Origin of the sequence: Dyella japonica (genome assembly GCF_040545895.1) — a bacterium.
Lineage (GTDB): Bacteria > Pseudomonadota > Gammaproteobacteria > Xanthomonadales > Rhodanobacteraceae > Dyella > Dyella japonica_D.
The window spans coordinates 99513-112796 of the sequence record NZ_JBEPMU010000001.1 but is presented as its reverse complement, the minus strand read 5'-3'; the positions used below and the strand labels follow the sequence as shown (position 1 = coordinate 112796).

The window sequence follows — 13284 nt, the reverse complement described above, 5'->3', positions numbered from 1 at the left end:
AGGAGTTGCGAACATGTATGCCGTAATGGGTGTGACGGGCCAGGTAGGTGGCCAGGTGGCGAACGGGCTGCTGGACGCAGGCCAGCGCGTGCGTGCGGTGCTGCGCGACAAGGCCAAGGCTGGCCCGTGGGCCGAGCGCGGCTGCGAGATTGCCCTTGCCGGGAGCGATGACGCGAAGGCGCTGGCAGACGCATTCAATGGCACCGACGGCGTGTTCCTGATGATTCCGCCGGACTACGACCCTGCGCCGGGCTTTCCCGCCGTGCAGAAGGTGATCGCCGCCGTTCGTCGCGCAGTCGAGGTGGCGCGTCCGGCTAAGCTGGTGTTCCTCTCCACGGTGGGCGCGCACGTGGAAACGTTCTCGCTGTTGAACAACTCCCGCATGGTCGAATCCGCCCTGCGCGAGCTGCCCATTCCAACGGCCTTCGTGCGCGCGGCGTGGTTCATGGAAAACGCCTCATGGGATGTCGCCGCGGCGCGTGCCGGCCTGATCCCCAGCTTCCTGCAGCCGCTCGACCACCCCATTCCCATGGTCGCCACCGCCGACATCGCCCGCACCATCGCGGCGACGTTGCGGGAGCATTGGCAAGGCAACCGCGTGATCGAGTTGGAAGGACCGCAGCGCTACTCGGCCATGGACATCGCCAACGGCTTCGCCAAGGCGCTTGGACACCCTGTGCGCACCGAGGCCGTGCCGCGCGACACGTGGGAACACCTGTTCCTCACGCAGGGCATGCAGCATCCCGAACCTCGCATGCGTATGCTCGATGGCTTCAATGAAGGCTGGATCGACTTCGAACACGGCCAGCCTAGCTCGCTGAAGGCCGGCACCCCGCTGGACACCGTGCTGCGCAAGCTGGTCGAACGCACCTCCTGACTGTCGATGACGAGGCACCCATGACACCGAAGCCGCAAACCGCATTCATCGTTGGCGCCTCGCGCGGGCTCGGTCTCGCGCTGGCGACCGAATATCTCAAGCGCGGCTGGCGCGTCATCGCCACGGTGCGTGGATCGGCACGCACCAAGCTGCACGACCTGGAAGCATCGGCGGGCGATCGACTGAAGATCGAGCATCTGGACATCGACGTTCCGGCCGAGGTCGCCGCCTTGCGTCAGCGGTTGAAGAACCAATTGCTCGACGTGCTGTTCGTCAACGCCGGCGTGGCCATTGATCCGGACAAGTCGATGACCGAACTCGATACCGACGCCTTCACCCGCATGATGGTGACCAACGCACTCAGCCCCATGCGCATCATCGAAGCCTTCGACTCGCTGGTGGCGCCGGACGGCGTCATCGTCGCCATGTCATCGGAGCTGGGCAGCGTAGGCGACAACACCGATGGCGGCTGGGAGGGCTACCGCGCCAGCAAGGCCGCGCTCAATACGCTGATGCGCAGCTATGCGGCCCGTCAGGGCACAAGCCCACGCACGCTGCTGCTGATCGCACCGGGCTGGGTCCGCACCGACATGGGCGGCGCAGGCGCACCGCTGGACGTCAGCGACAGCATTCCGCGCGTGGTGGATGTGGTCACCGCGCAGACAGGCCGCAGTGGCCTGCAATACCTCGACTACCGGGGCGAGACCGTGCCCTGGTGAGCCGCGTCATGATGCATGGCAGTTCGGAATCGCCTGGCAGTCGGAGGGCATCCGGGCGATCCAATCGCTGCTGAGAACGAGGCGGCCATTGGCGCGCCCGGTCATGCCTTGGCCCTTCTGCAAGCTCAGAACCAGCCGTCCTCCATATCCAGCGTCGTGGCATCGAGGGAGGCGAGCAGGTCGAACTTGGTGTCCACCGTGGGTAATTCCCAGCGGAAGAAATACGTGGCCGCACTCCATTTGCCGTGATAGAACGCGTCGCTTTCGCCGCCCGTGGCTGCCGCCAGCCCGGCGCGGGCGACCATCGCCTGCTCCAGCCAGATCCAGGCCACCACGACATGCCCAAACGCCTCCAGATACATCGATGCATTGGCCAGGGTGAGGCTCGGGTCGCCTGCGGCCCATAGCTGCTGTGTGGTTTCGACCAGCCGAGTCAGTGCCTCGTCGAGCTTGCGCGACCAGTCAAATAACGACGTGTCGCCCGTTGCGCGGGCACGCCTGCAGCTTGTCTCCATGGTTTCACGCAGATAGGCCAATGCCTTGCCGTCGCGCATGACGACCTTGCGTCCAAGCAGGTCCAGCGCCTGGATGCCATGCGTGCCCTCATGAATGGGGTTGAGCCGGTTGTCGCGATAGAACTGCTCGACGTTGTACTCACGCGTGTAGCCATAACCGCCGTGCACCTGGATGGCCAGGTCGTTCGCCACGGGACACCACTGCGACGGCCAGCTCTTGGCGACCGGCGTCAGGATATCCAGCAGTAGCGAGAGCCTCTCCTGTGCACCCTCTCCATCGTCGGCAGCCCGCTTTTCATCGACCAGCTTGGCGCAATACAGGATGAGCGCGAGCGCGCCCTCCACATAGCTCTTCTGCGCCAACAACATGCGGCGCACGTCGGCGTGCTGCACGATCGGGACTTGCGGTGCGGACGGATCTTTCCCCGCCGCGCCGGCAGGCCGGCCTTGTGGCCGGTTCCGTGCGTAATCGAGCGCATGCAGATAGCCGGTGTAGCCGAGCGCGCTTGCGCTTAGACCCACGCCAATCCTGGCCTCGTTCATCATATGGAACATGCAGGCGAGCCCCTGCCCGGCTTCGCCAACGAGATAACCGATGGCGCCGGCGCCGCCTTCCGGCCGATAAGTCACACCCTCGCCAAAGGCGAGCAGGCCATTGGTGATGCCGCGCTGGCCCATCTTGTGATTGAGGCCTGCCAGCGCGACATCGTTGTGCTCGCCCAACGAGCCATCCGCGCTGACGACATATTTCGGCACGGCGAACAGTGAAATGCCCTTGGTGCCCGGCACCAGCTTCCCATCAGGCCCGGGAATCTTGGCCAGCACGAGGTGCACGATGTTGTCGGACAGTTCGTGCTCGCCACCGGAAATCCACATCTTGCTGCCACGCAGGCGATATTGCCGCCCCAGCGGCGAGTCGCGCTCGTAATCGGCGCGCGTGGTGATGTCCGACAGCGACGAGCCCGCCTGCGGCTCCGACAGACACATGGTGCCAAAAAAGCGGCCTTCGACCTGGGGTTTGACGAAGGCATCGATCTGGGCCGGCGTGCCGTGCGCCAACAACAGGTTGGCGTTGCCGATGGTCAGAAAGGCATAGTTGGCCGTGGCCACGTTCGCGGCCATGCAATAGGCGAAGCCCGCCTTCTCCACGACCAGCGGCAGTTGCATGCCATTCAATGACGCATCCTGGCCAGCAGCCATCAGGCCGGCCGCAGAGAAGGCCTGCAGCGCGGCCCTGACCTCGGGATGGATACAAACTTTTCCACCGTCAACATGGGGCTCGCACTGATCGTTCTTCTTGTTGTGCGGAGCGAACAGCGCGGTGGCGATGTGTTCGTAGGTATCCAGCGCAGCATCGAAGGTCTCACGCGAGTGCTCAGCGTAGCGTTCGATGCGGTTGAGACGCTCGACGTCAAGCCACTCATAGAGAAGAAAGTTCACGTCGCGGCGCGAGAGGATCAGTGACATGCCGCCTTCCTCACGCCACTTCGAACAGGCCAGCCGCACCCTGGCCGCCACCGATGCACATGGTCACCACGACGTATTTGATGCCGCGTCGCTTTCCCTCGATCAGCGCATGGCCCACGAGACGCGCACCGGATACGCCATAGGGGTGCCCCACGGCGATCGCGCCGCCGTTGACGTTGAGTCGCTCCATCGGAATGCCCAGCGTGTCGGCGCAATAGAGCACTTGCACGGCAAACGCCTCGTTGAGCTCCCACAGGCCGATGTCTCCCACGGTGAGGCCGGCCTTGCTCAGCAGCTTGGGTATGGCGAACACCGGGCCGATACCCATCTCGTCCGGCTCGCAGCCCGCCACGGCGAAACCGCGGAAAATGCCCAGCGGCTTGAGGCCGCGGGTTTCCGCCATGCGTGCATTCATCACCACGGCTGCCGACGCGCCATCGGAGAACTGCGAGGCATTGCCCGCCGTGATCACACCGCCGGGTATCGCAGATCGAATGTTGGAAACTCCTTCGTAGGTCGTGCCCTGTCGGATGCCCTCGTCGGAGGCAATGGTGACCTCGCGGCTTTCCAGTCGGCCGGACCCTGGATCGGTCACGCCCATCGTTACCGCCATCGGCACGATTTCTTCGGCGAAGCGCCCCGCTGCCTGCGCCGCCGCCGCCAGTTGCTGGCTGCGGGCGCCATATTCGTCCTGACGCTCGCGCGAAATGCGGTAACGTCTGGCGACGGTTTCCGCCGTTTGCAACATGCCCCAGTAGATGGCCGGCCTATGCTCTTTGAGCCAACCCTCTTCCATCATGTGCATGTTGATGTACTGGTGCACGCACGAAATACTCTCGACGCCACCCGCGACGAAGATGTCGCCTTCGCCGGTCATCACACGCTGCGCTGCCATCACGATGGTCTGCAGTCCCGATGAGCAGAAACGGTTGATCGTGGCGCCGGGCACGGATACCGGACAACCGGCACGCAAGGCGACCTGTCGGGCGATATTGCTGCCCAGGGCGCCTTCGGGATACGAGCAGCCCATCAGCACGTCCTCGACCTCGCCCGGCTCCAGACAGGCGCGCTCCATGGCGTGCTTCACCACGTGACCGCCCATGGTGGCTCCATGGGTCATGTTGAAGGCGCCCTTCCAGCTTTTGGCCAGGCCGGTACGTGCGGTCGAAACGATGACTGCCTCGTTCATGTCTTTTCCCTATGACTTGTCTGCGCTCGCCACTCAGGCGTTGAACGTCTTGCCGGCATCGACCAGCTTCCTGATGAGCGGCGCCACCACCCACGCCTTGCCCTGATAGCCTTTCGCGTACCGATGAATGGCCTGCATCACGTTGTAGAGGCCCACTTCATCGGCGTACCACATGGGGCCGCCACGGTATCGGGGAAAGCCATAACCGCTGAGATAAACCATGTCGATGTCCGAAGCCTTCGAGGCGATGCCTTCCTCGAGGATCAGCGCCCCTTCGTTGACCATCGCAAAGACAAGACGCTCCACGATTTCCTCGTCGGATATGCTTCGTCGCTTGAGACCCAGCGCCTTCGAATGCCGCACGATCATGTCGTTGACCAAGGGACTGGGCAGCGCCGCGCGCTCGCCTGGCTTGTAGTCATACCAGCCGGCACCCGTCTTCTGGCCGAAGCGACCCATCTCGCACAGGAGGTCACCCGTCCTGGAATAGGTGAACTCGGGCTGCTCGAGGTAGCGGCGCTTTCGGATCGCCCATGCGATGTCGTTGCCCGCCATGTCGATCATGCGAAAGGGCCCCATGGCGAAGCCGAACTGCTCGATGGCTCGATCGACCTGCGCCGGCAACGCGCCCTCGTCAAGCAGGAAGCCGGCCTGCCGGCTGTACTGCTCGATCATGCGATTGCCAATGAAGCCATCGCAAACGCCAGCGACGACGGCCATCTTCTGGATCTTCCTGGCCAGCTGCATCACGGTGGCCAGCACATCTTTTCCCGTGTGCGCGCCGCGGACCACTTCGAGCAACCGCATCACGTTGGCCGGGCTGAAGAAGTGCATACCGACGACATCCTGCGGGCGCTTGGTAAAGGCGGCGATCCGGTTGACGTCCAGCGTGGACGTGTTCGACGCGAGAATCGCGCCGGGCTTCATCACTTCGTCGAGCTGGTGGAATACGATCTCCTTGACGGCCATGTCCTCGAACACGGCTTCGATCACGAGGTCGGCAAACAACACCGTGGCGCCCTTGAGATCCTCCTCGTCGCCCAGTCGTTGCAGCGGTGCGTGCGCACTCAGGTGATCGGCGCCCAGGTGCCCGAGAAGGCCACGGGTCATCCTGGTCGGAAAGAAACCCGGCGCCAGCGCATTGACGGTGATGCCGTATTCGCCCCATTCACCCGCCAGCGTGCGCGTGAAGTTCACCACCGCGCCCTTGGAGGTGTTGTAGGCAAGAGTCTTCATCGAACCCGGCGCATTGCCGGCCAACCCGGCGATGGACGCCACATTGATGATGCGTCCGTGGCGACGCGGAATCATCGAAAGACGACCCACCCGCTGCGTAAGGAGGAACAGGCCGCGCACGTTCAAGTTCATGACCTTGTCCCAGGCCTCCGTCGGATAATCCTCCGCGGGGGCGCCCCAGGTGGCGCCGGCATTGTTCACCAGGATGTCGATGTGGCCCAGCGCGGCCATGGCTGCATCGGCCATGCGGGCAATGTCTTCGTCACGTCCAACGTCGGCCGCAATCGCGCTGCATTCGATACCACGTGTTTGCAGTTGCGCTTGGGCGAGCATCAGTTCATCGGCCTTGCGGGCAGAGAGCACGAGGCGGGCGCCTTGTTCGCCCAGCGCCTGGGCCATCTGCAGGCCCAATCCGCGCGAGGCGCCGGTGATCAGCGCCGTCTTTCCCGTGAGATCAAACAGCTCACGCACGCTTCGCATGTGGTCTCTCCCGATGGACTTGCCGTGGACGCCATGGCGACCTTGGCAATATCCATGGACCCGCACACCTCCCCGAATGGGGTGTACCGCCACTTGCAAAGACGGCCCGCCGGAAAGACCCGACGAGCCGTCAAACAACATGCTTTAAATCATCAACTTAAAACAACTTCCTAAAGTGACCGGACCGCCTTGGTGAGGCCAGACTCACTCCCACTCGATGGTCGCGGGCGGCTTGCCACTGATGTCATAAACGACACGAGAAACACCGCGCAACTCATTGATAATGCGATTAGATACCTTGCCAAGGAAGTCATACGGCAGGTGCGCCCAATGCGCGGTCATAAAGTCGATGGTTTCCACCGCGCGTAGCGCGATCACCCATTCGTAGGCACGGGCGTCGCCCACCACGCCCACCGACTTCACCGGCAGGAACACGGCGAAGGCCTGGCTGGTCTTGTCGTAGAGATCCCAGGCCCGCAGTTCTTCGATGAAGATAGCGTCGGCACGAGCCAGCAGTTCGGCGTATTCGGGCTTCACCTCGCCCAGGATGCGCACGCCCAGGCCGGGACCGGGGAACGGGTGGCGATAGACCATGGCGCGCGGCAGGCCGAGTTCCACGCCGATGCGGCGCACCTCGTCCTTGAACAGCTCGCGCAGCGGTTCGACCAGCTTGAGCTTCATGTGCTCCGGCAGGCCGCCCACGTTGTGGTGGCTCTTGATCACGTGCGCCTTGCCGGTCTTGCTGCCGGCGGACTCGATCACGTCGGGATAGATGGTGCCCTGCGCCAGCCACTTCACCTGGCCGTGGCCGGCGTTGGTGACCTTGGCGGATTCCTCGTCGAAGATCTCCACGAACAGACGGCCGATGATCTTGCGCTTGGCTTCGGGATCGGCCACGCCTTCCAGCGCGGTGAAGTAGCGCTCGGCGGCGTTGACGCGGATGACTTTGACGCCCATGTGCTCGGCCATGGTGGCCATCACCTGGTCGCCTTCCTGGAAGCGCAACAGGCCCGTGTCGACGAACACGCAGGTCAGCTGGTCGCCAATGGCGCGATGGAGCAGCGCGGCCACCACGGAGGAATCCACGCCACCGGAGAGGCCCAGCAGCACGTGGTCGTTGCCCACCTGCTCGCGCACGCGGGCGATCTGGTCTTCGATGATGTGCGCGGCGGTCCACAACGTCTGGCAGCCGCAAATTTCCGTGACGAAACGCTTGAGCAGGTTGGTGCCCTGCTTGGTGTGCGTCACTTCCGGATGGAACTGCACGCCGTACCAGCGCTTGTCCTCGTTCTCCATCACGGCCACCGGAATGCGGTCGGTGGTGCCAGTGATGACGAAGCCCGGCGGCGCCTTGGCGACGTGGTCGCCATGGCTCATCCAGACGTCCAGACGATGCGCGCTGTCGTGATCGCTCAAGTTGGCAAACAGACGACTGGTCGACACGATGTCCACTTCGGCGTGGCCGAATTCGCGCGCATCGGCGGCTTCGGTCGCGCCGCCCAGCTGCGCGGCCAGCGTCTGCATGCCGTAGCAGATGCCCAGGATCGGCAGGCCCGAATCGAACACTTCCTGCGGCGCCTTGGGCGCACCCGGCAGCGTGGTCGATTCCGGGCCACCCGAGAGGATGATGCCCTTGGCGCCGAACGCGGCGATCTCGGCCGGGTCGTGGTCCCACGCCCAGATTTCGCAGTAGACGCCGATCTCGCGCACGCGGCGGGCGATCAGCTGCGTGTACTGCGCGCCGAAGTCGAGGATGAGGATTTTGTCGCTATGGATGTCGGTCACGGTCCGGCTCCGGTGCGCGGCAGGTTTGCCCTGCCCTGCGCTTGAATCGTTGAATGCGAAGGCGACGCGCGCAGGCGTCGCCTTCCGTTGAAACGAATGCGCCGGCCATCAGGCCGGCGCGTGTCCATCAGGAATTGAGCCGGTAGTTCGGCGCTTCCTTGGTGATCTGGATGTCGTGCGGGTGCGCTTCGGTCACACCGGCGCTGGTCACCTTCACGAACTGCGCGTTGTTCCGCACATCGTCGACGGTGGCCGCACCGAGGTAACCCATCGAGGCACGCAGGCCGCCGATCAGCTGGTGAATGATGTTGCGCAGCGAACCACGGTACGGCACGCGACCTTCGATGCCCTCGGGCACCAGCTTGTCGGCGTCGGCTTCGTCCTGGAAGTAGCGGTCCTTGGAACCCAGCGCCATCGCGCCCAGCGAACCCATGCCGCGGTAGCTCTTGTACTGGCGGCCCTGGAACAGTTCCACGTCGCCCGGCGATTCTTCGGTACCGGCGAACATCGAACCCAGCATCACGGTGGATGCGCCGGCGGCGAGCGCCTTGGGGATGTCGCCCGAGTAGCGGATGCCGCCGTCGGCGATCAGCGGAATTTCGTCCTTCAGCGCAGTGGCGACGAGGTCGATGGCGGTGATCTGCGGCACGCCCACACCAGCGACGACGCGCGTGGTGCAGATGGAACCGGGACCCACGCCCACCTTCACCGCATCGACGCCGGCATCGAGCAGCGCACGTGCCGCTTCGCCGGTAACGATGTTGCCGGCGATCACCTGCACCTGCGGATAGCGCTTCTTCACCCAGCCGGCGCGTTCGATCACGCCCTGCGAATGGCCGTGCGCGGTGTCGACCACCAGCACGTCGACGCCGGCATCCACCAGCGCTTCCACACGCGCCTCGGTGTCGCCACCCACGCCAACGGCCGCGCCCACCAGCAGACGCTCCAGGCGATCCTTGGCGGCGTTCGGGTTGTCGCGTGCCTTCTGGATGTCCTTCACCGTGATGAGGCCGCGCAGTTGGAAGTCGTCATTGACCACCAGCACCTTCTCGATGCGGTGCTTGTGCAGCAGTTGCAGCACTTCGTCCTGGCTGGCGCCTTCACGCACCGTCACCAGCTTCTCCTGGCGGGTCATGATGTTGCGCACGGGGTCTTCATGCTTGCGCTCGAAGCGCAGGTCGCGGCTGGTGACGATGCCGACGAGTTGCTCGCCATCCACCACCGGCACGCCGGAGATGTTGTGCGCGCGGGTGAGCTGCAGCACTTCGCGAATGGAAGTATTCGGGCCAACGGAAATGGGGCTGCGAATCACGCCGGCTTCGAACTTCTTCACCAGGCGCACTTCGGCGGCCTGCTGCTCGGCGGTCATGTTCTTGTGGATGATGCCGATGCCGCCCTGCTGGGCCATGGTGATGGCGAGGCGGGCTTCGGTGACCGTGTCCATGGCGGCGGACACGATGGGAATGTTCAGGCGCAGGTTTCGGGTGAGCCGCGTGGAAGTGTCTACGTCACGTGGCAGAACGGCCGAATGGGCCGGAACGAGGTAAACGTCGTCGTAGGTGAGGGCCTCGGCGAGGATGCGCATGCGTTTTGTCCCGCTGCAAAGAGGAGATTATACGCAGAAGGCCTAGGCCTCGCCACTCTCCACATGAATGAAAAGTCGGCCAGACCCCTGCGGCAAGGCACTTTGCATGTGGTTTGACGTCGCAGTTTCAAGGCCCGCGGCGAAACGCGCGGGCTTTCTTTTGCGGGGCGATGCGATCAGCCGCGATGCGCGGCGTCGCGCGCGTCGGCGGCTTCGAGGGTGTTTTCCAGCAGCGTCGCCACCGTCATGGGGCCCACGCCACCCGGCACCGGCGTGATCCAGCTGGCGCGTTCGGCAGCGGTGGCGAAATCCACGTCGCCCACGAGGCGGCCGTCTTCCAGGCGGTTGATACCCACGTCCACCACCACGGCGCCCGGCTTGATCCACTCGCCCTTGACCAGACCCGGACGACCGACCGCGACGATCACGATGTCTGCCTGGCGCACGAAGCTCTCGAGATCGCGCGTGAACTTGTGGCAGCACGTGGTGGTGCAGCCGGCGATCAGCAGTTCCAGCGCCAGCGGACGACCCACGTGATTGGACACGCCCACCACCACGGCGTGCTGCCCGCGTACCGGGCGATCGGTATGACCAAGCAACGTCATCACGCCGCGCGGGGTGCACGGGCGCAGGCCGAAGCGGCGCAGCGCGAGACGACCGACGTTGACCGCCTGGAAGCCGTCCACATCCTTGTTCGGATCGATGCGGTCGACCAGCGCATCCTCGTCGATGTGATCGGGTAGCGGCGACTGCACCAGGATGCCGTGCACGGCCGGATCGGCGTTGAGCCGGTCGATCAGTGCGATCAACTCTTCCTGCGTGGTGCTCGACGGCAGGTCGAAGTCGAACGAACGGAAGCCAACCTGATGGCAGGCTTTGCGTTTATTGCGAACGTAGACCGACGAGGCTGCATCATCGCCCACCAGCACCACGGCAAGGCCTGGCACATCCTGGCCCTTGGCCGCGCGCTCGGCGACCCGGCGCCCGATGCGGTCCATCAGTTCCTGCGCGATGCGTTTGCCGTCGAGGATGCGTGCGCTCATGATCGGGACCGTCTACAAAGAAACGTATTATCCCGGCTCGGCCGCACGCATACAAACGACATCGCATGGCTGACACAACCCACCCGATTGCCCCTCTCGAACTGGACGCGCAAGGCATTCGCCTGCGGCCGTGGCGTCCGGACGATGCCCCGGCGCTGTTCGAGGCCGTGCGTGAGTCAATCGCCTCCATCTCGCCGTGGCTCCCCTGGTTGCATGACGACTACGATCTGGACGACAGCGCAACGTGGATCGCCGACTGCCAGGCCGGCCGTGAGCGCGGCGATACCCATGCGTTTGGCCTGTTCGACGCGCAGGGGCGTGCGCTGGGTGACGTGGCGCTCAATCGCATCGATCCCAAACGGGGCAGCGCCAACCTTGGCTACTGGGTGCGCGAGTCGGCCCAGGGCCAGGGCGTGGCCACGCGGGCGGCGCGCGCCATCGCCGACTTCGGGTTCGACGTGCTCGGCCTGATCCGCATCGAGATCGTGGTCGCCGTCGACAACGTGGCCAGCCGTCGCACCGCCGAACGCCTTGGCGCCCATTTCGACTGTATCTCGCCCAACCGCATCATCCATCGCGGCGAAGCCGCCGCCGCCGCGGTGTACTCGCTGTTGCCGCCCGAACGTGAAGACAGGCCATCAGGACCGGTGCTGGAAGAAGGCAACCTGCGGCTGCGCGCCTACCGCCCTTCGGACCTGCATGCCTTGCACGCCGCCCTGCACGAATCGATGGATACCATTGGTCGCTGGCAAGGGTGGTGTACGCCGGCCTACAGCCTGGACGATGCCCGCCGATGGATCGCGCAAACCCGGCTCGCCTGGCGCGGCGTGGGCGACGAATGCGCCCTGGTCATGGCCGATCGCGCAAGCGACGAACTCATGGGCAGCATCGCGCTCAATCATTGGTTACCCGAGTACGGCATGGCCAACCTCGGCTACTGGGTGCGACAAACGCAGCAGGAGCAAGGCCTCGCCACCCGCGCCGTGCGCCTGCTGGCGCGACATGCGCTGCGGGCGACGGATCTGCGTCGACTGGAAATCGTGGTTGCTACAGACAATCAGGCCAGCCGCCGCGTGGCGGAAAAAGCCGGTGCACAGCTCGAAGGCATCGCGCGCAACCGCCTCATCCTGCGTGGCGAGCCGCTTGATGCGGCGATCTATTCGCTGATCGCGGCCGACTTGCGCTGATCAGCCCGCCGCAGCGCAGAGCTGCACCAGATCCTCGTAACCCTGGAACGTGGCGCCATCGCCGCAGCCGGGGCACCCCGAATCGCGCGGCAGCCGCGTCTCGCGAAAGCGCATGCCCAGCGCATCGACATGCAGCAGGCGGCCAACCAGCGGTTCGCCAATGTCGAGGATGAGCTTGAGTGCCTCGGTGGCCTGCAACAGGCCCACGATGCCGGGCAGCACGCCAAGCACACCGGCCTCGCTGCAATTGGGCGCATCCGCCGCGGCAGGCGGTTCGGGGAACAGGCAGCGGTAGCACGGCGAATCCGCACGACGCGGATCGAACACGCTCACCTGGCCGGTGAAGCGCTCCACCGCACCGTAGACCATCGGGAGCTTCAGACGCTGCGAGGCCGCGTCCACCAGATAGCGCGCGGGGAAATTGTCCGCGCCATCGATCACCAGGTCGTGATCGGCCAACAATCGCTCGACGTTGTCGGCCTGCAGGCGTTCGTTGCGGATTTCCACACGCACACGCGGATTGAGCGCTGTGAGCGCGATCCTGGCCGACTCCGTCTTGGCCATGCCCACGCGCGCATCCGCATGGATCACCTGCCGATGCAGGTTGGAACGCTCGACACGGTCGTCGTCGATCAAGGTCAGCTGCCCCACGCCCGCGGCAGCCAGATACAGCGCCGCCGGTGCACCGAGACCGCCGGCACCGAGCAAGGCCACTCGCGCCGATGCAAGCTTCGCCTGCCCCGCCTCGCCGACTTGCGGCAACTGCAGCTGGCGCGCGTAACGCTCGGCGGCGTCGCTATCGAGTGCACCCAGCGCAACCGGCAACCCTTCCGCCTTCCATTGCTGGAACCCACCGGCCACCGAGGCCACCTGCTGGTAGCCCATGCGTTGCAGCGCCTCCGCTGCAAGCAGCGAGCGCTGGCCGCTGCCGCACAACAGGAGTACGGGGTTGCTGCGATCCGGCACGAGCTGCTCGATACGTAGCTCAAGAAAGCCACGCGACAAACCGACGGCGCCCAACGGCGTGCCGCTGGCCCGTTCGCCATCCTCGCGCACATCGATGAGCACGTTGCCCTGCGCCTGCCGGGTCAGTGCCTCGGCGGGAGAAATCTCGGGAATGCTGGCGCGCAGAGAGGCCAGCCAACTGTCGCGGTTGAGGCTCGTCATCGCGCTAGTTTACTCCAGCGCACCCCGTACCCTG

Annotated in this window: 10 protein-coding genes; 3 read left to right on the top strand and 7 right to left on the bottom strand. The window is 64.9% G+C overall.

Annotated features, from left to right (window positions below; all coding sequences use genetic code 11):
* The first annotated feature begins 13 nt into the window (after positions 1-13).
* Together ABIC75_RS00560 and ABIC75_RS00555 are read left to right on the top strand one after the other, a co-directional pair.
* Positions 14-877: an NmrA family NAD(P)-binding protein gene (locus ABIC75_RS00560; RefSeq protein WP_354011914.1), complete on the top strand. Its 864-nt coding sequence runs from the start codon at positions 14-16 to the stop codon at positions 875-877.
* A gap of 20 nt (positions 878-897) precedes the next feature.
* Positions 898-1596 (top strand): SDR family NAD(P)-dependent oxidoreductase, encoded by a 699-nt coding sequence (locus tag ABIC75_RS00555; protein ID WP_354011913.1) that lies wholly within the window; start codon positions 898-900, stop codon positions 1594-1596.
* 125 nt (positions 1597-1721) lie between these two features.
* Here ABIC75_RS00555 and ABIC75_RS00550 read toward each other — a convergent pair whose 3' ends face one another.
* The 6 genes from ABIC75_RS00550 to folD all read right to left on the bottom strand — a co-directional run bounded on the left by ABIC75_RS00550 (position 1722) and on the right by folD (position 10896).
* The gene (locus ABIC75_RS00550; RefSeq protein WP_354011912.1) at positions 1722-3578 is read right to left on the bottom strand and encodes an acyl-CoA dehydrogenase; all 1857 of its coding nucleotides are present in this window, start codon (positions 3576-3578) and stop codon (positions 1722-1724) included.
* Positions 3579-3588: 10 nt separating this feature from the next.
* Positions 3589-4767, bottom strand: coding sequence for an acetyl-CoA C-acyltransferase (locus ABIC75_RS00545; RefSeq protein WP_354011911.1), 1179 nt, complete (start codon positions 4765-4767; stop codon positions 3589-3591).
* 33 nt (positions 4768-4800) lie between these two features.
* A complete protein-coding gene (locus ABIC75_RS00540; protein WP_354011910.1) occupies positions 4801-6483 on the bottom strand; it encodes an SDR family NAD(P)-dependent oxidoreductase in 1683 nt (560 codons plus the stop codon).
* A gap of 204 nt (positions 6484-6687) precedes the next feature.
* Entirely contained in the window at positions 6688-8268 is a 1581-nt protein-coding gene (guaA, locus tag ABIC75_RS00535) for a glutamine-hydrolyzing GMP synthase (protein ID WP_354011909.1), read from the bottom strand.
* 127 nt (positions 8269-8395) lie between these two features.
* On the bottom strand, positions 8396-9853 hold the full coding sequence (gene guaB / locus ABIC75_RS00530) for an IMP dehydrogenase (RefSeq protein WP_046970797.1): 1458 nt from the start codon (positions 9851-9853) through the stop codon (positions 8396-8398).
* A 176-nt stretch (positions 9854-10029) separates the two neighbouring features.
* Entirely contained in the window at positions 10030-10896 is an 867-nt protein-coding gene (gene folD, locus ABIC75_RS00525) for a bifunctional methylenetetrahydrofolate dehydrogenase/methenyltetrahydrofolate cyclohydrolase FolD (protein WP_354011908.1), read from the bottom strand.
* A 65-nt stretch (positions 10897-10961) separates the two neighbouring features.
* Here folD and ABIC75_RS00520 point away from each other — a divergent pair, with 65 nt between their 5' ends.
* Positions 10962-12083, top strand: coding sequence for a GNAT family N-acetyltransferase (locus tag ABIC75_RS00520; RefSeq protein ID WP_354011907.1), 1122 nt, complete (start codon positions 10962-10964; stop codon positions 12081-12083).
* Here ABIC75_RS00520 and moeB read toward each other — a convergent pair whose 3' ends face one another.
* A complete protein-coding gene (moeB, locus tag ABIC75_RS00515) occupies positions 12084-13250 on the bottom strand; it encodes a molybdopterin-synthase adenylyltransferase MoeB (protein ID WP_354011906.1) in 1167 nt (388 codons plus the stop codon).
* Positions 13251-13284: the final 34 nt, after the last annotated feature.